Origin of the sequence: Saccharothrix deserti, from assembly GCF_009769385.1 — a bacterium.
GTDB lineage: Bacteria > Actinomycetota > Actinomycetes > Mycobacteriales > Pseudonocardiaceae > Actinosynnema > Actinosynnema deserti.
Window position 1 is genome coordinate 13,024 of the sequence record NZ_VKAB01000054.1, and the last position, 17,516, is coordinate 30,539.

A 17,516-nucleotide genomic window follows, 5' to 3' on the forward strand; every position below is an offset into this window, starting at 1 on the left:
ACTATACGTAGGAAGGCTACTAATGGGGGTTGTTCATGAGCCGGAAGTTGCTGGTCTGGTTGCACGTCATCACGTCCACGGGCTGGATGTTCATGGCGTTGGCGCTGTTCGTGGTGGTGAACTTCGCGCTGTCCGCGCCCGGCCGCGGTTCGGCGTTCGACGCGGCTCTGCTCATCGACGTCGAAGTGCTCCAGTTCATGGCCACCACGTCGGCGTTCAGCGGGCTGATGCTGTCCGGGCTCACCGTGTGGGGCTACTTCCGGCACTGGTGGGTGCTGGCGAAGTTCGTGATCACGTTCACCCAGCTGTACGTGGGGATCTTCGTGCTCAGCCCGAACCTGCACCCGGACGGCTCGCCGCTGCTGATGCGGGTCGGATCGCTGCTGATGGCCTCGGCGCTGGCGTGCCAGGTGTGGCTGTCGGTGGCCAAGCCGTTCAAGCGGACGCCGTGGGCCGCGCCGACCAAGCCGAAGACCGCTCCGCCGTGGGGTTTCGCGCTGTGCCTGGCCGTGCCCGCGTTCGACTACGCGTTCGGCCAACTCCTGCTGGGCACGGGGGTTCCGGCGGCGTCCCTGCTGGTCGCGGTCGTGTACCCGGTCGTCCGTGCCGCGCGCACCAAGGCGCGCGGCACGGTCCGCGTCTAAAGCCGGGGGTCGACCGGCTCCGACTCCAGCGCGAGCACGGCGAACACGCACTCGTGCACCCGCCACAGCGGCTCGTCGCGCGCCACGCGCTCCAACGCCTCCAGGCCCAGCGCGTACTCGCGCAACGCGAGCGACCGTTTGGCGCCCAGACCGCGCTTGCGCAGGCGTTCCAGGTTCTCCGGCTCGGTGTAGTCCGGGCCGTAGATGATCCGCAGGTACTCGCGCCCGCGCACCTTCACACCCGGCTGCACCAGGCCGCGATCGCCGCGCACCAGGTTCGCCAACGGTTTCACCACCATGCCCTCGCCGCCGGCCGCGGTCAGGTCCTTCCACCAGCGGATACCCGCCGCGACCTGCTCCTCGTCGGTCGTGTCGACCACCAGGTGCCGGGTGCGGGTGAACAGGTCGCCCTTGAGCCGCCCGAGCACGTCGAGGTGCCACAGGTGGTCCCGGTCGTGGAACGTCCGGCCGCGTGCGGCGAGCAGCTGGAACGGCGCGATGCCGATCCCGTCCAGCCCTTCGGTCGGCCGGCAGTACCGCTGGTAGGCGTCGCGGTAGCCGGTGGCGTTCGCCAGCCTGCTCTCGGTGCGGCGCAGCAGTTCGGTGACGTCGATGCCCCGCTCGGCGGTCCGCGCGAGCACGTCCACCGCCACGCCGAGGGCACCCGTGGCCGCCGCGCCGACCGAGGCGTACTGCTCCTTGATCAGCCCGGCCGCCTTGGCGTTCCACGGCAGCAGCTCGGTGTCGAGCAGCAGCCAGTCGGTGTCGAACTCGTCCCACAGACCGGCCCTCGTCACCTCCTCGCGCACGCGTGCCAGCAGCTCGTCGCCCAACGGCTGGTCGAAGAACGCACGACCGGTCCGCGTGTGGATCACGCCTCCGCGCTCCTTGCGCACCAGGACCACCGCGCGCGAGCCCATGTGCTTCTCCTCGCAGATCACCTCGCGCACGCCCGCGTTCCGGTACTCGGCGAAGGCGTCCTCGGGGTGCTCCAGCACGTCCGGCCGCTGCGAGGTCGCCGTCGGCGCCATCGTCGGCGGCAGGTACAGCAGCGCGTGCGGGTCGATCGCGAAGCGGCTCATCACCTCCAACGCCGACGCGGCCTGCTCCGGCCGCACGCCGATCCGACCCCGGTGGGCCGTCTCGACGAACCGGCGACCGGTGACGTCGGACAGCGCGAGCACGTCCGGATCGCGTTCCGCCTCGGGCGCGACGAGTGGGCGCACCGGCTCGTACCAGACCTCGTGCGCGTCGACCGACACGACCTCGCGCTCCGGGTAGCGCAACGCGGTCAGCTTGCCGCCGAACACCACACCCGTGTCCAGGCACATGGTGTTGTTGATCCACTCCGCCTCCGGCGTCGGCGTGTGCCCGTAGAGCACGGTCGCCTTGCCCCGGTACTCGGTCGCCCACGGGTAGCGCACCGGCAGGCCGTACTCGTCGGTCTCGCCGGTGGTGTCGCCGTAGAGCGCGAAGCTGCGCACCCGCGAGGACGCGCGGCCGTGGTAGCGCTCCGGCAGGCCCGCGTGCGCGATGACGAGATCGCCGCCATCCAGCACGTAGTGCGCGATCAGACCGTCGCAGAACCGCTCGACGCGCTTGCGGAACTCCTCCGGTTCGGCCGCGAGCTGCGCCAGCGACTCGGCCAGCCCGTGCTTGACCTGCACGTTCCGGCCCCGCAGCGCGCGCACCAGCTTCTGCTCGTGGTTACCGCACACGGCGAACGCGTGGCCTTCCTCGACCATGCCCATGACCAGGCGCAACACACCCGGCGTGTCCGGACCGCGGTCGACCAGGTCGCCGACGAACGCCGCACGCCTGCCCGTCGGCGGCACGGCGTCCACCGGACGTCCCTCGTCGTCGCGCACCAGCGCGTAGCCCAGCTTGGTGAGCAACTCCTCCAACTCCGCGCGGCAACCGTGCACGTCACCGATCACGTCGAACGGGCCGGTCTCGTGGCGGAGGTCGTTGAACAGCCGCTCCGGCACGATGACCGCTTCGTCCACTTCGGACTGCGTGCGCAGCACGTGCACGCGCTTGAAGCCCTCCTTGCCGAGGAACTTCAACGACTTTCGCAACGCGGTGCGGTGCCGTCGCACGACGTGCGCGCCGAAGTCGCGGTCCGGGCGGGAGGCGTTGCGCGCAACGCAGACCTCCTCCGGCGTGTCCAGCACGATCGCGACCGGCAGCACGTTGTGCTCGTGGGCCAGCTCGACCAGGTGCGCGCGGTCGGCCCGCTGCACGTTCGTCGCGTCGATGACGGTCGTGCGGCCGGCGTCCAGGCGCTTGCCCGCGACGAAGTGCAGCACCTCGAACGCGGCGGCGGACGCCGACTGGTCGTTCTCGTCGTCGGCGACCAGACCGCGGAAGTAGTCGCTGGACAGGATCTGCGTCGGCGCGAAGTGCCTGCGCGCGAACGTGGACTTGCCCGAGCCGGACGCGCCGACCAGCACCACCAGGCACAGGTCCGGGATCTTGAGTTCCATCAGTTGTCGTCCCTCAGAGTGCTGTTGTCGTCCCGCAAGACGCTGTTGTCGTCCCGCAGGGCGAAGGCAGCGAGCTGGGTCGGCGCGCCGCGCTCGTCGTCCACCGGTCCGATCGGCAGGTGGCGCACGGTGTAGCCGCGCCGCTGCGCGACGCCGTTCGTCCAGTCCTCGAACTCGGCCCGGGTCCACTCGAAGCGGTGATCCGAGTGCCGGTGCTGGTTCTCGGGCAGCGTCTCGAACAGCGCGTTGTACTCGACGTTCGGCGTGGTGACCAGGACCGTGCGCGGGCGTGCGACGACGAACACCGAGTGTTCCAACGCGGGCAGTCGGTCCGGGTCGAGGTGTTCCACGACCTCCATCAGCACGGCGGCGTCGTACCCCTTCAGCTCCGGGTCGGCGTAGGTCAGGGACGACTGGCGCAACGTGAGCCGAGCGCGCTGGCGGTCCGACATCCTGGCCACGTGGAGCTTGCGCTCGGCGGTGGCGAGGGCGCGCGAGGACACGTCCACGCCGTGGATGTCGGTGAACTCCGGGTGTTCGAGGAGGACGCGCAACAGCGCACCGCCACCGCAGCCCAGATCCAGGACCTTGCGCGCGCCTGCCTGCTTGAGCTGGTCGAGGATCGCCTCCCGGCGCTGCACGGCCAGCGAGACCTTGGGCTCGGTGAGCGCGTTGTCCAGTTCCTCCGGCTCGACCTCCTCCACATCGGCCAGGCGGGACAGCGCGGACTGCACCAGCGGACGGCTGCGCATCAGGTAGCGGGTGGTGATCAGCTCCCGGTCCGGGTGCGTGCCGAGCCACCCCTCCCCCGCGCGCAGCAGCTTGTCCACCTCGTCCTCCGCGACCCAGTAGTGCTTGTTGCCGTCGAGGACGGGGAGCAGGACGTAGAGGTGCTTCAGGGCGTCGGACAGGGTGAGCGTGCCGGTGAGGGTGACGTCGGCGTACCGCGAGTCTTCGCCGTCCCCGAGCGGGATGGGAGTGATGTGCGTGGTCCAGCCGAGGGGTGTGAAGAGGCGTTCCACCAGGCGGTGCGGCAGGACCGGGACGCGGACGGTGAGCGGGATCGGGGTGGCGGCCACGTCCTGGTGGCTCTTGCTGCGGCCGTTCATGGCGGTGCGGAAGACGGAACCGAGTGCGACCGTCAGCAGCGACCCGGCGACGTAAGGGCGGTCGTTGACGTACTGGGTGAGCGTGCTGCCGGGCCCGCGCACCAGCGCGACCGGGTCGACCTCCAGCAGGAGCGCGACCGTGCACTCCTCTTCGTCCGCGCGCGGGTAGAAGACGTGCGCGGTGCCGGAGGACGTGGTGAACGACTGCGCCCGTTCGGGATGTTTGTGCAGCAGGTGGCTGAGATCGGTGGCCGGGCGGTGGGTCGTGGTCAGGGTGAGCAGCACGCGGTCGAGTGTGACCGAGCGGTTCTCCCGACGCCGCCGAATTACGCCAGGCGCCGATGCGTGTCCGGTGCTCCGGCGGCCACCTCGTGCAGGTCGGAGCATGGCCGAACGGGTGCCCGGCCCGGGGGCCGGGCACCCTCTGTCACCAAGCCACCGGGAGTTCCCGCAGCCCGCCGACGAGAAGCCCTTCCACGCGCCGCAGCTCGTCCGCCGGGACGGCGAGCTCCAGCGACGGCAACCGGCGCAGCAGCACGTCGAGCACGACCTGGAGTTCGGTGCGGGCCAACGCCTGGCCCAGGCACGAGTGCGCACCGGCGCCGAACGACAGGTGCGGGTTCGGGGTGCGGGCGAGGTCCATCTCGTCCGCGCGCTCGAACGCGTTCTCGTCGCGGTTCGCGGCGGCCATGCTGCACACCACGGTCGTCCCGGCGGGCACCACGGTGTCGCCGACCTCGAAGTCGGCGTCGATGTACCGCAGCATCCCGAACCCGGCGTTGACGTCCAGCCGCAACGCCTCCTCCGTCGCCGAGCGGATCAGCGACCGGTCCTCCAGCAGGCGCTCCCAGCGGGACCGGTCGGACAGCAGCATCGCCATCATCTTCGCGATCATGTTCGCGGTGGTCTCGTGCCCGGCGACGAGCAGGCCCTGGCCTGTCGCCACCAGGATGGCGTCGGACAGCGGCTGCCCCTCGGCGTCGGTGTACGTGATGAGCTCGCTGAGCAGGTCATCGCCCGGTTCCGCGCGCTTGGCCGCGACGTGGCCCGCCAGGTACGCGCCGAACTCGGCCTGCGCCTTGCCGATCTCCTCCCGCGTGTACCGGGTCATGCTGAGCAGGGTGTCCGACCAGTAGGCGAACTTGTCCCGATCCGAGTCCGGCACGCCGAGGATGGAGCAGATCACCCACACCGGCAGCGGGAACGCGAGGCCCGCCTTGAGGTCCGCCGGGTGGCCCTGCTCCAGCATCCCGTCGATGAGCTGGTCGGCCATCGCCTCGATCCGGGGCCGCAGCGCGGCCATCCGCTTGGCGGTGAAGTACCTGTTGAGCAGGCGCCGCCACTGCCGGTGCCCCTCGCCGCTCTGCGGGAGCACCGTCGCCATCTCGCTGTTGAACACCCCGCCGGACTCGTCCTCCGAGACCCTCGCCCCTTCGTTCGCGGCGGACGGCCGGGTGAACCGCGGATCGGCCAGCACGTTCTTCACGTCCTCGTAGCGGGTGACCAGCGACGCCTCGTCGCCGCTCGCCAGCTTCACCCGCGCGACCGGGCACTTCTGCCGCAGCTCCGCCCACTCGGTCGGCGGTTCGAGCACCGTGGGGTTGTCGATCGGGTAGTTCAGCGGCTGCTCGTCAGTGATGTAGCCCATCGTCCACTCTCTTCCGGGTCGATCTCGCGGATAACAGCAGTCAGTCGGACAGAACTAAGTCAGACACTTGCTTTAAACGATGCCCATCGGTCTCGCAGCGGAACGTCGGCGGACTACCAGGCGACGGGCAGTTGGTGGACCCCGTAGACGAACCCGTCGTGCTTGAACGGGAGGTCCTCGAAGTCGGTGGCCAGGCGCAGACCGGGCAGACGTCGGTACAGGGTGCGGTAGACGATCTCCAACTCCAGGCGGGCCAGGGGCTGGCCGAGGCACTGGTGCACACCGAACCCGAAGGCGACGTGGTGGCGGGCCGGGCGGGTGATGTCGAGGCGGTCGGGGTCGGGGAAGGCCTCCGGGTCGCGGTTGGCGATCTCGTTGGGCATCACCAGTCCCTCGCCGGCACGGACGAGCTGCCCGGCGACCTCGATGTCCTCCATGGCGAAGCGACGACGTCCGCCGTGCGTGATGTTGAGGTAGCGCAGCAGTTCGTCGACCGCGCTGGTGGCGATCGCCGGGTCGTCGGTGTCGCGCAGCAACGCGAGCTGGTCTGGGTTGCGCAACAGCGCCACCGTGCTCAACGCGATCATGTTGGCGGTCGTCTCGTGACCGGCGATGAGCAGCAGCACGGCCATCTCGGTCGCGGCCTGGACGGTCAACTCGCCCGACTTGATCCGCTCGCCGAGCCGCGAGATCAGGTCGTCGCCGGGCTTGTCCAGCTTCGCCACGACCAGACCACCGAGGTACTGCCCGAGCGCGGTCGTGCCGGCGGTGCGCTCCTCGGGGGTCGAGTTGCGGCTGATGATCGTCTTGCTGTTCTGCTGGAAGAAGTCGTGGTCGCTGTAGGGCACGTCGAGCAGGTCGCAGATCACCAGCGACGGCACGGGCAGCGCGAACGCCTCGACCAGGTCCACCGGGTTCGGCCCGGCGAGCATCTCGTCGAGCGCGTCGTCGACGATCTTCTGCACCGCGGGCCGCATGGCCGCGACGTTCTTCACGGTGAACGCCGAGCCGACCATGCGCCGCAGCCGCGCGTGCTCGGGGTCGTCCATGCCGATGAAGCTCAGGGTCCCGTTGCCCGGCGCCGACCGCGGGTAGTCGGGATGGGTCATGTCGGCGCTGACACGCCGGTCGCCCAGCACGGCGCGCTGGTCGGCGTAACGGGTCACCAGCCAAGGGGTCGAGCCGTCCCACAGCCGGACGCGGGTCAGCGGCGTCTCCTCTTGCAGCGTCCGCAATTCCGGGGCCGGGTCGAACGGACACCCCTCCGCCCTGGGCATCGGGTACTCCGGGACCTCGGCCGTGTTCCGGTCGGCGGGGTCCAACGTGCTCGTCATCGCTTTCCTTCCGGTGGGAGACACACCTGCCACCGCACGGGTCGCGCACGATGACCGGTGGGAGTGGAGGGCGTGCAACCGCTAGAAGTCCGCCTTCTCGACTTCCACGGCGGTCACGTGCGCCCCGGTGAAGTCGCGCAGTTGTCCCAGCACGCGCTGCCGGAGCTGACGTGCCTGCTTGGGCATGTTCCAGCCGAGAACGCCGACGGCCTCGCCGTCACGCTCGTAGAGCGCGACGAACCGCCGCGCCGCGACGTCACCGTCCACGACGGACACCTCGGCGTCGGCGGGCAGCACGCCGTGGATCTGCAGCTTGACGTCGAACTGGTCGGTCCAGAAGTAGGGCACGGGCACGTAGGACCGCCGCACGCCCAGGATGTTGTCGGCCACGACCGCGGCCTGCTCGGTGGCGTTGGTCCGGTTCTCCAGGCGCAGCAGGGTCCCCAGGCCCTCGTGGTGCCAGCGCGCCACGTCACCGACCGCGTAGACCCCGTCGGCGGCACGACACCCCGCGTCGCACACCACGCCGTTGTCCACCTTGAGACCGCTGTCCACCAGCCAGTCGGTGTTTGGGATGGCGCCCAGGGCTACCACGACCACGTCGGCAGGCAGCACCTCGCCGGTGTCCAGGCGCACGCCGGTGACCCGGCCGTCCCGCCCGGCCAGACCGAGCACCGCGGCACCCAGCCGCAACCGCACGCCGCGCTCGGCGTGGACCTGGCCGAGCAGGTCCGACACCAACGGCCCGAACTGGGCCGCCAGAGGCGCCTGCTGCGGTCCGGCGAGGGTGACGTCCAAGCCAAGGCCGCAGGCGGTGGAGGCGACCTCCGCGCCGAGCACGCCGTCGCCCACGACCACCAGTCGGGTGGCGGTGAGCAGGTCGGCCCGCAACGCCAGGGCATCGCCGAGGCTGCGCAGCACGTGCACACCGCTCAGACCCGCCTGGTCGGGCAGGACCCTCGGCCGCACCCCCGTCGCCACGACCACGGCGTCGGCCCGCAGCACCTTCCCGGACGCGGTGCGCACGCTGCGCGTCGCCACGTCGAGAGACGCCGCCGGATCACCGAGGACGAACCCCGCGTCCAACGCGTCCAGCACCTCTTGGCCGCGCAGCAGGGCGCGTTCGGGCTCCCACGCTCCGGCGAGGACCTGCTTGGACAGCGGCGGCCGGTCGTAGGGCGCGTGCAGTTCGTCGCCCAGCAGGGTCAGCCCACCGGTGAACCCCTTGCGCCGCAACGCCTCCGCGGTGGCGAGACCGGCGGCGGAGGCTCCGACGACCAGGACGTCGGACGGCGTGCTCACGTCCGGTCCGCCAGCATGATCGCCGCCGCGGGGCACACGTCGGCGGCTTCCCGGACGGCGGTGTGCAGGTGCTCACCCGGTTCGGCGTCGAGCAGCACCACGATGCCGTCCTCGTCCCGCTGGTCGAACACGTCCGGCGCGGCCAGCACGCACGAGCCCGCGCCGCAGCACTTGTCCTCGTCCACGGAGACCTTCATCTGTCGCACTCCTTCGATCTGTTCTCGTTGTCACACGCCGGTCGGGGTGACCGGCGCCGGCCACAGCCCCACGATCGCGTCGATCAGGCCCGTGGCGGTGGCGTCCCATGTGGACTTGGTGGTGGGTTTGCCGACGGCCAGAGCGGCTTCCCGCTCGGCCAGCGTGTGGGACATGAGGTTGCGGGCCATCGCGCTGCGCTCCAGGTGCACCGGCAGCGGCAACGCGGGCAGGCAGCGGTTGAGCCCGTCGACGATCCGCTGGATCGGCTCCGTGCTCAGCGCCTCGTCGATGATGATCTCCCGCAGACCGGGGTCGGTCATCACCTGGGCGCCGAAGCGGGCGAACCAGGTGGGGTTGCCCAACGCGGCCAGGTGCTCGGTGAACGGCCGCACCATGCAGGTCACCCAGTCCCGCACCTCGCGACTGCCCTCGACCTCGACCAGCATCCGCTCGCGCACCCGCTCGATCGGCACGGAGTGGCGGCGCACGATCGCACGCACCAGATCGGCCTTGGAGCCGAAGTGGTAGCCGACCGCGAAGTTGTTGCCCTGCCCCGCCGCCTCACCGACCTGCCGGTTGGACACCGCGGACACCCCGTGCTCGGCGAACAGCCGCTCGGCGGCCGTGAGGATCAACTCCCGGGTCCCCGCCGCCCGTTCCGCCCGGTTGCCCGTGGCCACCACCGCAACCTCCTCCGTGTCGGCGTCGACGACCCGACCTGTTCCGAAAATTTTGAGTCAATCGACTGACTTAAGTATGCCCGACCATCGGCGGCGACGCAACGTGATGAAACGACTCCTAACGGAACTAACTTCACGTTGCGGTCGAAACGGTCGAACCCCGCATCCGCGGCCGGTTTGACGAGGCGTTCGCGGGGCACTGGGCGACCGGCTCACGTCCCCGACCCGGTCGCTGCGCGTGCGCAACGCCCGGTTCCGCACCGCCACCGGCCGGGCGCCTCGCTACCCCAGTGCCCGTGAAGGGTGGATCGCCACCGCGGCCGAACTCGGCCACGCCGCACAGCGGTCACCCCCGAGGTGCCACCGGTCGGTCAACGCCCGGAGTCGCCGGTGCACGGGGCCGTCCACAGCCCCGTGATCGCGTCGATGAGCCCCGTGGCGGCCTCGTCCCAAGTGGACCTCGGCGTCGCGGCGCCCTCGGCGAGGGAACGCTCGCGCTCGGCGCAGACGTGCACGATGAGGTGGCGGATCATGTTGCCGCGATCCTCCCGAACGTCGGCGGGCATGTCGGGCGCGAACTCGTAGAGGTTGACCAGCACCTCGCGCAACGACGGCTCGGCGAGCGCTTCCTCGGCCATGATCTCGCGGAAGGCGGGATCGGTCATGATCTGCGCGCTGAACCTGGCGAACCAGGTGGGGTCGCCCAGTGACGCCAGGTGCGCGGTGACCGGGCGCACCAGGCAGGCCACCCAGTCCCGGACGTCGCGCGACCCGGCGGCGGCGGTCACCATCTCCTGCCGCAGCGACTCGATCCGGGGGGTGCGCCTGCGCACGATGGCCCGCACCAGGTCGGCCTTGGTGCCGAAGTGGTAGCCGACGGCCGCGTTGTTCCCCTGTCCGGCGGCGGCGCTGATCTGGCGGTTGGACACCGCGTACAGCCCCTGCTCGGCGAACAGCCGTTCCGCCGTGGTGAGGATCTGCAGCCGCGTGGCTCCTACCTGCTCCGCCCTCGGGGTTCTGCCGACGTCCGTCACCACGGCCACCACCGTACAGGCAGCTCGCGCGAGTCACAGGTCGCGGCACACGGGCGCGGGCGAGCGGGCGGCCTCCCGTCCGCGGTCTTCCTCACGGGTGACCTCCTCCACATCGGCCTCGTCGCACTCCCCCGGCGACACCGGGATGATTAGCCTAAGTCAATCAACTGATTTAATTCTAGTCCGCCGCTCCTTCCGACGGAGGCCCCGCCATGTCCAGTGCACGTGTCCGCACCGCCGACCCGTCCGCCCCACCGGGCGCGAACACCGTCGTGGTGGTGCTCGCCTTCGCGGGCATCGTCGTGGCGCTCATGCAGACGATCGTGATCCCCCTGATCCCCCAGCTGCCCCGGCTGCTGAACGCCTCGGTGTCGGACACGGCGTGGGCGATCACCGCCACGCTGCTCGCCGCCTCCGTCGCCACGCCGACCGTCTGCCGCCTGGGCGACATGTACGGCAAGCGCCGGATGCTCCTGATCAGCCTGGCGCTACTGGTCGTCGGTTCGGTCGTCGGCGCGCTGAGCGACAGCCTGGGGCCCATGGTCGTGGGGCGGGTCCTGCAAGGCATGGCCGCGGGCGTCATCCCGTTGGGGATCAGCATCATGCGCGACGAGCTGCCCCCGGAACGGCTCGGTTCCGCCACCGCCGTGATGAGCGCGTCGCTCGGCGTGGGTGGCGCGCTGGGCCTACCGGCGGCGGCGCTGCTGGCGGAGCAGGTGGACTGGCACATGCTGTTCTGGGCCGCCGACGGTCTCGGCGCGGTCGCCGCCGTGCTGGTGGTGGTGCTGGTCCCGGAGTCGAGCGTGCGTTCCGGCGGCCGGTTCGACATCGTCGGCGCACTCGGCCTGTCGGCCGCGCTGATCTGCCTGCTGCTGGTGATCTCCAAGGGCTCGACCTGGGGGTGGACCAGCGGGCTCACCCTGGGCCTGGTGGGCGCCGCCCTGGTGGTCTTGGCGCTCTGGGGCTGGTGGGAACTGCGCACGCCCGGTCCGCTGGTGGACCTGCGCGTCACCGCCCGCCGCCAGGTCCTGCTGACCAACCTCGCCTCGGCCGTGTTCGGCTTCGCGATGTTCGCCATGTCGCTGGTCCTGCCGCAGCTGCTGCAACTGCCCTCCGCCACCGGCTACGGCCTGGGACAGCCCATGGTCGCGGTCGGCCTGGTGCTCGCGCCGTCCGGCCTGGTCATGATGGCCATGGCCCCGGTCTCCGCCCGCATCTCCAGGGCCAAGGGACCCAAGACGACCCTCATCGCGGGCGCACTCGTCGTCGCGGCCGGCTACAGCCTGAACCTGGTGCTGATGACCGAGATCTGGCACCTCGTGCTGGTCTCCAGCACGATCGGCGCCGGCATCGGCCTCGCCTACGGCGCCATGCCCTCGCTGGTCATGGCCGCCGTCCCGATCACCGAGACCGCCGCCGCCAACAGCCTCAACACCCTGATGCGCTCGATCGGCACGTCCGTGTCCAGCGCGGTGGCCGGCGTGGTGCTGGCACAGATGACCACCCTGTTCGGGTCCACGGCCCTGCCGTCGCAGAACGGTTTCCGCGTGGTCCTGGCGGTCGGCGCGGGCGCCGCCCTCACGGCCGCCGCCGTGGCCGCCCTGCTCCCCCGCCGGCCGGCCGACGCGGTGACCGAGCGCGACACAGCGGATACACCCGCGGCGGTCGCACACTAGACCACGGCATCCCGGGCAAGTTGCCAGATCGGCAACAAGGTTTGCCGATTTGGCCGCTGGGCTCGCATGGTGGCCGTGGAGGTGGTCACGGTGACCGATCAACTGGATGACAGCTATGACGTGGTGGTGGTCGGCGGTGGTGCCGCCGGGTTGAGCGGGGCGCTGATGCTCGCCCGGTCGCGGCGGTCCGTGGTGGTGATCGACGCGGGCGAGCCGCGCAACGCCCCGGCCGCGGAGGTGCACGGGTTGCTGGCCCGGGACGGGACGCCGCCGACCGAGCTGCTGGCACGCGGCCGGGCGGAAGTCCGCGGCTACGGCGGGCACGTGGTGCCCGGTGACGTCGACGCCGTGGTTCGCGGGAGAACCGGGTTCGCGGTGGCGCTGACCGACGGCCGGACGGTCCGCGCGCGCCGGTTGCTGGTGGCCACCGGGCTGGTCGACGAGCTGCCGGACGTGCCGGGACTGCGGGACCGGTGGGGCCGGGACGTGGTGCACTGCCCGTACTGCCACGGTTGGGAGGTCCGCGACCAGGCCATCGGCGTGCTGGCCAGGAGTCCCATGTCGGTGCACCAGGCGTTGCTGTTCCGGCAGTTGAGCGCCGATGTCACGTTCTTCTCGCACACCGTGCCGCCGACCGACGAGCAGGCGGAGCAACTGGCCGCGCGCGGCATCAAGATCGTGGACGGCGAGGTGGCGTCCCTGGTGGTGGACGACGACCGCCTGGTCGGCGTGCGGCTCGTCGACGGCACGGTGGTCGCCCGCGAGGCGGTGGCGGTCTCAGCGCGGATGGTGGCGCGCGCCGGCTTCCTGGCGACGCTGGGACTGCGGCCGGCCGAGCACCCGTCCGGCATGGGTGAGCACATCCCCGCCGACGCGACCGGCCGCGCCGACGTGCCGGGGGTGTGGCTGGCGGGCAACGTCACCGATCTGACCGCACAGGTCGGCGCCGCCGCGGCGGCGGGTGCTGCCGCCGGGGCCCAGATCAACGCCGACCTGATCGCGGAGGAGACCCGCCAGGCGGTCGCCGTCCACCGGGACCCGTTCTCCGCCGAGTCCGAAGCACGGCTCTGCGAACTCGTGATGGGCGACCGCCGCCACGGCCTGTGACCACGCCGGTGCCGGGCGGCGTTGACAGCACGGCGTCGCCCGGTCAATTATGAGAGCGCTCTCACGCAAATGGCCGCCGCTCCTCGTCCTCTCACCCCTGCTCGAAGAGGAGAGCCAGTTGCGCTTCACACGGAAGATGCTCGCGTTGTCCACCGCCGTCCTGTCGTTCGCGGCAGGCGCGGTGGTCGCGGCGGCGCCGGTCGCGAACGCCGTGCCCGCCACGATCCCCCTGACGTTCAAGAACAACTCCGGTCGCGGCGACCAGATCCACATCTACACCCTGGGCACCCTGCTCTCCACCGGGCAGCAGGGCTGGTCGGACGCCGGCGGCACGTTCCACCCGTGGCCGGCGGGCGGCAACCCGCCCACCCCGGCGCCCGACGCGTCGTTCGCGGGCCCGGCCAACGGGCAGTCGCTGACGTTCCGCATCCCGAAGATGTCCGGCCGCATCTACTTCTCCTACGGCCGCAAGCTGGTGTTCCGGCTGACCACCGGCGGTCTCGTGCAGCCGGCCGTGCAGAACCCGACCGATCCCAACGCCGACATCCTGTTCAACTGGACCGAGTACACGCTCAACGACTCCGGGCTGTGGATCAACAGCACGCAGGTCGACATGTTCTCCGCGCCGTACGCCGTGGGCGTCAAGCGCGCCGACGGCTCGGTGCCGACCACCGGGCGGCTCAAGCCGGGTGGCTACAACGGGTTCTTCAACGCCCTGCGCGGCCAACCGGGCGGCTGGGCCAACCTGATCCGGACCCGCTCCGACGGCACCGTGCTGCGCGCCCTGTCCCCGTCGCACGGCCTCGGCGTCGGCCTGCTCCCGGCCAACACCATGAACGACTACGTGAACCGGGTGTGGCAGAAGTACAGCACCTCCACGTTGACCGTGACGCCGTTCAGCAACCAGCCGAACGTCAAGTACTACGGCCGGGTGTCGGGTGGCGTCATGAACTTCACCAACGGCGCCGGCGCGGTCGTCACCTCGTTCCGGAAACCGGACTCCGACAGCGTCTTCGGCTGCCACAAGCTGCTGGACGCGCCGAACGACCAGGTGCGCGGCCCGATCTCGCGGACGCTGTGCGCCGGCTACAACCGCTCGACGCTGTTGACCAACCCGAACCAGCCGGACACCGGCAGCGGCGGCTTCTACCAGGACGTGGTCACCAACCACTACTCGCGCAAGATCCACGCCCAGATGGCCGACGGCAAGGCGTACGGCTTCGCGTTCGACGACGTCGGCGCGCACGAATCGCTGGTCCACGACGGCAACCCGCAGCAGGCCTACATCACGCTCGACCCGTTCAACTGAGGCCGGGACCGCCGCCCGGGACGAGTGACCCGGGCGGCGGCCCGTTCAGCGGGGGTCGACCCTGGTGGCGGTGTCGCCGAAGACGAACGGCGAGGGCTCGCACTCGGCGATGAAGTCGCCGGGGAACCCGAGCTGGAACTCCACCGCCGCCTCCAGCCGCCGGATCGCGTCGTCGGGCAGGGTGAGGCCGAGCGCGCCGAGGTTCTCGTCGAGCTGCGCGACGCTGCTCACGCCGACCAGCGGCAGCACCGACCGGAACTTGCTGCGCGTCCACGCGAGCGCCACCTGGGCCGGGCGGACCCCCAACTCGTCGGCCACCTCCTGGACGGCCTTGCCCGCCGCACGTTCACGCGCCGTGAGCGACGCGGGGTCGACCCGCTTCGACGCGGACAGCTTCCCGGCCGCGAGCGGCGCCCAGGCGGTCACGCTCAGCCCGAGCGCCTCGGCCATCGGCAGCAGTTCGCGCTCGGCGTCCCGGTTCAGCAGGTTGTAGGGCACCTGGAGGCCGGCGAACGGTGTCCAGTCGCGCCACTGCGCGAGGGTGTTCGCGCGGGATACGACCCAGGCCGGGGCGTCGGAGACGCCGGTGTAGAGGATCTTCCCCGCGCGGACGGCGTCGTCGAGCGCGCGCATGGTCTCCTCGACCGGGGTGTGCCGGTCCCAGATGTGCACCCAGTAGACGTCGATGTAGTCGGTGCGCAGCCGGCGCAGGCTCCGGTCCAGGGACAGCGCCAGGTTCTTGCGGTGGTTGCCCGAGGCGTTCGGGTCGGCGGCGTCGCGCGACAGCGTGTACTTCGTGCTGATGACGAACCGGTCGCGGCGCTCGACGATCGAGCCGAGCAGTTCCTCGCCGTCACCGTAGGCCGAGGCCGTGTCGAGGACGTTGCCGCCCGCGTCGGCGTAGGCGTCGATGATGCGTCGTGACTCGTCGGGGTCGCCGAAACGCATGGTGCCCAGCAGCAGTTCCGAAACGCGCAACCCGGTCTGACCGAAGAGCCGGTACCTCATGTCCATGTCCACAGCCTGGAACGGCGGGTCGACCGGAGGGAGGCCCCGGCAGGGACCCTCTACGCGCGCGGCACGACCTAGACTCACCGATCATGAACGCGTTGGGTGGATTCCTGCGTGCCCGGAGGGAGGCGATCACCCCGTCCGAGGTGGGGTTCCCGACCGGCACGCGCCGCCGCACACCGGGACTGCGCCGGGGTGAGCTGGCCGTGCTCGCGGGTATCAGCGTCGAGTACCTGACCCGCCTCGAACGCGGACGTGACCGCCACCCGTCGGCGCAGGTCCTCGGGGCGCTGGCCGATGCGTTGCGCCTCTCGTCCCACGAACGCGCGCACCTGCACCGCCTGGTGAAGGCGGGGGGCGGTGTGCTCTGCCCGGCGGCGACCGCTCCGCGTCCGGTGCGTCCCACGATGCTGGCGCTGCTCGACCGGCTGGAGCCCACGCCCGCGTTCGTCTCCGACGCGCAGGGCGACGTGCTCGCCGAGACCGCCGGTTTCCGCCGGCTCGCCGCACCGGTGGGTCTGTTCGACGCCGACCGGCCCAACCTCGCGCGCTTCGTGTTCGGCGACGCCAGGGCGCGCACGGCGTTCCCGGACTGGGAACGGGTGGCCGACGAACGGGCCGCCGCCCTCCGTGCCGCGGCCGACCTGGGCGACGGCGCGGCCGCCGTGCTCGCCGAGGAGTTGTCGATCACCGCGGGCACCGAGTTCGGCCGCCGCTACACCGCCTCGGCCGTCCTGCCCGCCGGGACCGGGGTCGAGCAGTGGCAGCACCCCGAGGCGGGCACGCTGCGGCTGGCCTACGAGAGCCTGACCGTGCCCGGCGACGAGGACCACCGACTGGTCGTCTACCTGCCCGCCGACGCCGCCACGTCCCACGCCCTCTCGGCGCATGCCCTGGCTTCCGCGCGGTAAGCCCTACAGCACCGCCGCCAGCCGTTCCACGGCCTGCACCGGATCCGCGCCGATGGGGAAGAGCACGGCGCTGTCCACACCCGCCGCGAACAGCTCGTCCAGCCGCGCCCGCGCGTCCTCGGGCGTGCCGGTCACCGCGAGCTGCCGCACCCACTCCTCCGGCAGCCGGCGCACGAACTCCTCCCGGCTCCCGGACTCCCGGCGCAGCGCCGCGAACTCGTCCGCGAACGGCAGCGGAGCCAGGTGCGGAACCCAATCGGGCTCACCGATCCACTCCAGCCCGGCCCGCACCGCCTCGACCGCCACACCCGCGTCCGAGTCAACGGCGGCAACGTTGTAGCCCACGAGCCGGTGAGGGCGCTGCGCGTCGACGTACTTGAGCGCCGCACGCGCGTACTCCGGCGTCGTCGGCTCGGCCAGGATCGTCCCGTCCGCCACCCGCCCGGACAGGGCGAGCGACTTCGGCCCCCGCACCCCGGCCAGGATTCGCGGCGCGTCCCCGGGCACACACGCGTCCTCCAGCCTCACGGCGTCCAACGCGACGTATTCACCCGGCTCGACCACGTCCCCGCGCACCAGCGCGATCACCGCGCGGAGGTACTCGTCCAACAACGTCAGCGGGCTGGCGGGCCACTCACCCACCGACCGCATCCACCCGGGCATGCCGTGCCCGATGCCCACGTCGACACGCCCCGGGAACAACTGACCGAGCGTCGCCACCTCCATGGCCGCGAACGCCGCGTTGCGCGCACCCACCGGCAACAACCCGATGCCGACCCGGATCCGCCCCGTGGCCGCCAACACGGCCGCCGCCTGCGCGACCCCGCCGCGGAACCCCAGGTCCTCCACCACCCACAGCTCGTCGAACCCGAGCTCGTCCGCACGTCGTGCGAACGGCAACACCTGGGAGGGGGCGAGGTCGCGGGGGAGCATCACCCCGACCGATCCGGAACGACTCAAGACAGATCCTTTCAGCAGGCCAGAACTTGATCGTAAGACCGCCCGAGGTGATCCCCAACCACGACGGGAACCCCGACGCCGAGGCGACGCGGGATCGGCAGCGGCGC

Annotated in this window: 15 protein-coding genes; 5 read left to right on the forward strand and 10 right to left on the reverse strand. The window is 71.2% G+C overall.

Annotated elements, in window-relative coordinates:
* Positions 1-35: 35 nt before the first annotated feature.
* Positions 36-644 carry a hypothetical protein gene (locus FM051_RS44895; protein ID WP_158853199.1) on the forward strand — a complete coding sequence of 203 codons (609 nt, stop codon included), beginning with the start codon at positions 36-38 and terminating at the stop codon, positions 642-644.
* On the opposite strand, the gene FM051_RS44900 is transcribed toward FM051_RS44895, so the two are convergent.
* The 8 genes from FM051_RS44900 to FM051_RS44935 form a co-directional block, all read right to left on the reverse strand.
* Entirely contained in the window at positions 641-3,130 is a 2,490-nt protein-coding gene (locus FM051_RS44900; RefSeq protein ID WP_158853200.1) for a polynucleotide kinase-phosphatase, read from the reverse strand. The genes FM051_RS44895 and FM051_RS44900 overlap by 4 nt on opposite strands.
* Entirely contained in the window at positions 3,130-4,524 is a 1,395-nt protein-coding gene (locus tag FM051_RS44905; protein ID WP_158853202.1) for a 3' terminal RNA ribose 2'-O-methyltransferase Hen1, read from the reverse strand. The genes FM051_RS44900 and FM051_RS44905 overlap by 1 nt, the downstream gene beginning before the upstream one ends.
* 142 nt (positions 4,525-4,666) lie before the next feature.
* Positions 4,667-5,887, reverse strand: coding sequence for a cytochrome P450 (locus FM051_RS44910; protein ID WP_158853204.1), 1,221 nt, complete (start codon positions 5,885-5,887; stop codon positions 4,667-4,669).
* A 113-nt stretch (positions 5,888-6,000) separates the two neighbouring features.
* Complete coding sequence (locus FM051_RS44915; RefSeq protein ID WP_158853206.1) at positions 6,001-7,221, reverse strand: cytochrome P450; 1,221 nt, start codon at positions 7,219-7,221, stop codon at positions 6,001-6,003.
* 81 nt (positions 7,222-7,302) lie between these two features.
* Positions 7,303-8,523, reverse strand: a complete 1,221-nt coding sequence (locus FM051_RS44920) for an NAD(P)/FAD-dependent oxidoreductase (protein ID WP_158853208.1) — start codon at positions 8,521-8,523, stop codon at positions 7,303-7,305.
* On the reverse strand, positions 8,520-8,720 hold the full coding sequence (locus FM051_RS44925) for a ferredoxin (protein ID WP_158853210.1): 201 nt from the start codon (positions 8,718-8,720) through the stop codon (positions 8,520-8,522). Before FM051_RS44925 ends, FM051_RS44920 begins: the two co-directional genes overlap by 4 nt.
* Before the next feature lie 30 nt (positions 8,721-8,750).
* Positions 8,751-9,404, reverse strand: a complete 654-nt coding sequence (locus FM051_RS44930) for a TetR/AcrR family transcriptional regulator (protein ID WP_158853212.1) — start codon at positions 9,402-9,404, stop codon at positions 8,751-8,753.
* 368 nt (positions 9,405-9,772) lie between these two features.
* Positions 9,773-10,447: a TetR/AcrR family transcriptional regulator gene (locus tag FM051_RS44935; protein ID WP_420803665.1), complete on the reverse strand. Its 675-nt coding sequence runs from the start codon at positions 10,445-10,447 to the stop codon at positions 9,773-9,775.
* Positions 10,448-10,647: 200 nt separating this feature from the next.
* On the opposite strand from FM051_RS44935, the gene FM051_RS44940 reads away from it, so the two are divergent.
* From FM051_RS44940 to FM051_RS44950, 3 genes are all read left to right on the forward strand, one after another.
* Positions 10,648-12,111, forward strand: a complete 1,464-nt coding sequence (locus tag FM051_RS44940; protein ID WP_158853216.1) for an MFS transporter — start codon at positions 10,648-10,650, stop codon at positions 12,109-12,111.
* Between the two features lie 66 nt (positions 12,112-12,177).
* Positions 12,178-13,218 carry an NAD(P)/FAD-dependent oxidoreductase gene (locus FM051_RS44945; RefSeq protein WP_202919384.1) on the forward strand — a complete coding sequence of 347 codons (1,041 nt, stop codon included), beginning with the start codon at positions 12,178-12,180 and terminating at the stop codon, positions 13,216-13,218.
* Positions 13,219-13,336: 118 nt separating this feature from the next.
* Entirely contained in the window at positions 13,337-14,527 is a 1,191-nt protein-coding gene (locus FM051_RS44950; RefSeq protein ID WP_158853220.1) for a glycoside hydrolase family 64 protein, read from the forward strand.
* A 45-nt stretch (positions 14,528-14,572) separates the two neighbouring features.
* On the opposite strand, the gene FM051_RS44955 is transcribed toward FM051_RS44950, so the two are convergent.
* Complete coding sequence (locus FM051_RS44955; RefSeq protein ID WP_158853222.1) at positions 14,573-15,535, reverse strand: aldo/keto reductase; 963 nt, start codon at positions 15,533-15,535, stop codon at positions 14,573-14,575.
* Positions 15,536-15,627: 92 nt separating this feature from the next.
* On the opposite strand from FM051_RS44955, the gene FM051_RS44960 reads away from it, so the two are divergent.
* The gene (locus tag FM051_RS44960) at positions 15,628-16,449 is read left to right on the forward strand and encodes a helix-turn-helix transcriptional regulator (protein WP_158853224.1); all 822 of its coding nucleotides are present in this window, start codon (positions 15,628-15,630) and stop codon (positions 16,447-16,449) included.
* A gap of 3 nt (positions 16,450-16,452) precedes the next feature.
* Here the strand turns inward: FM051_RS44960 and FM051_RS44965 are convergent, their stop codons facing one another.
* The gene (locus tag FM051_RS44965; RefSeq protein ID WP_238413125.1) at positions 16,453-17,409 is read right to left on the reverse strand and encodes an LLM class flavin-dependent oxidoreductase; all 957 of its coding nucleotides are present in this window, start codon (positions 17,407-17,409) and stop codon (positions 16,453-16,455) included.
* Positions 17,410-17,516: the final 107 nt, after the last annotated feature.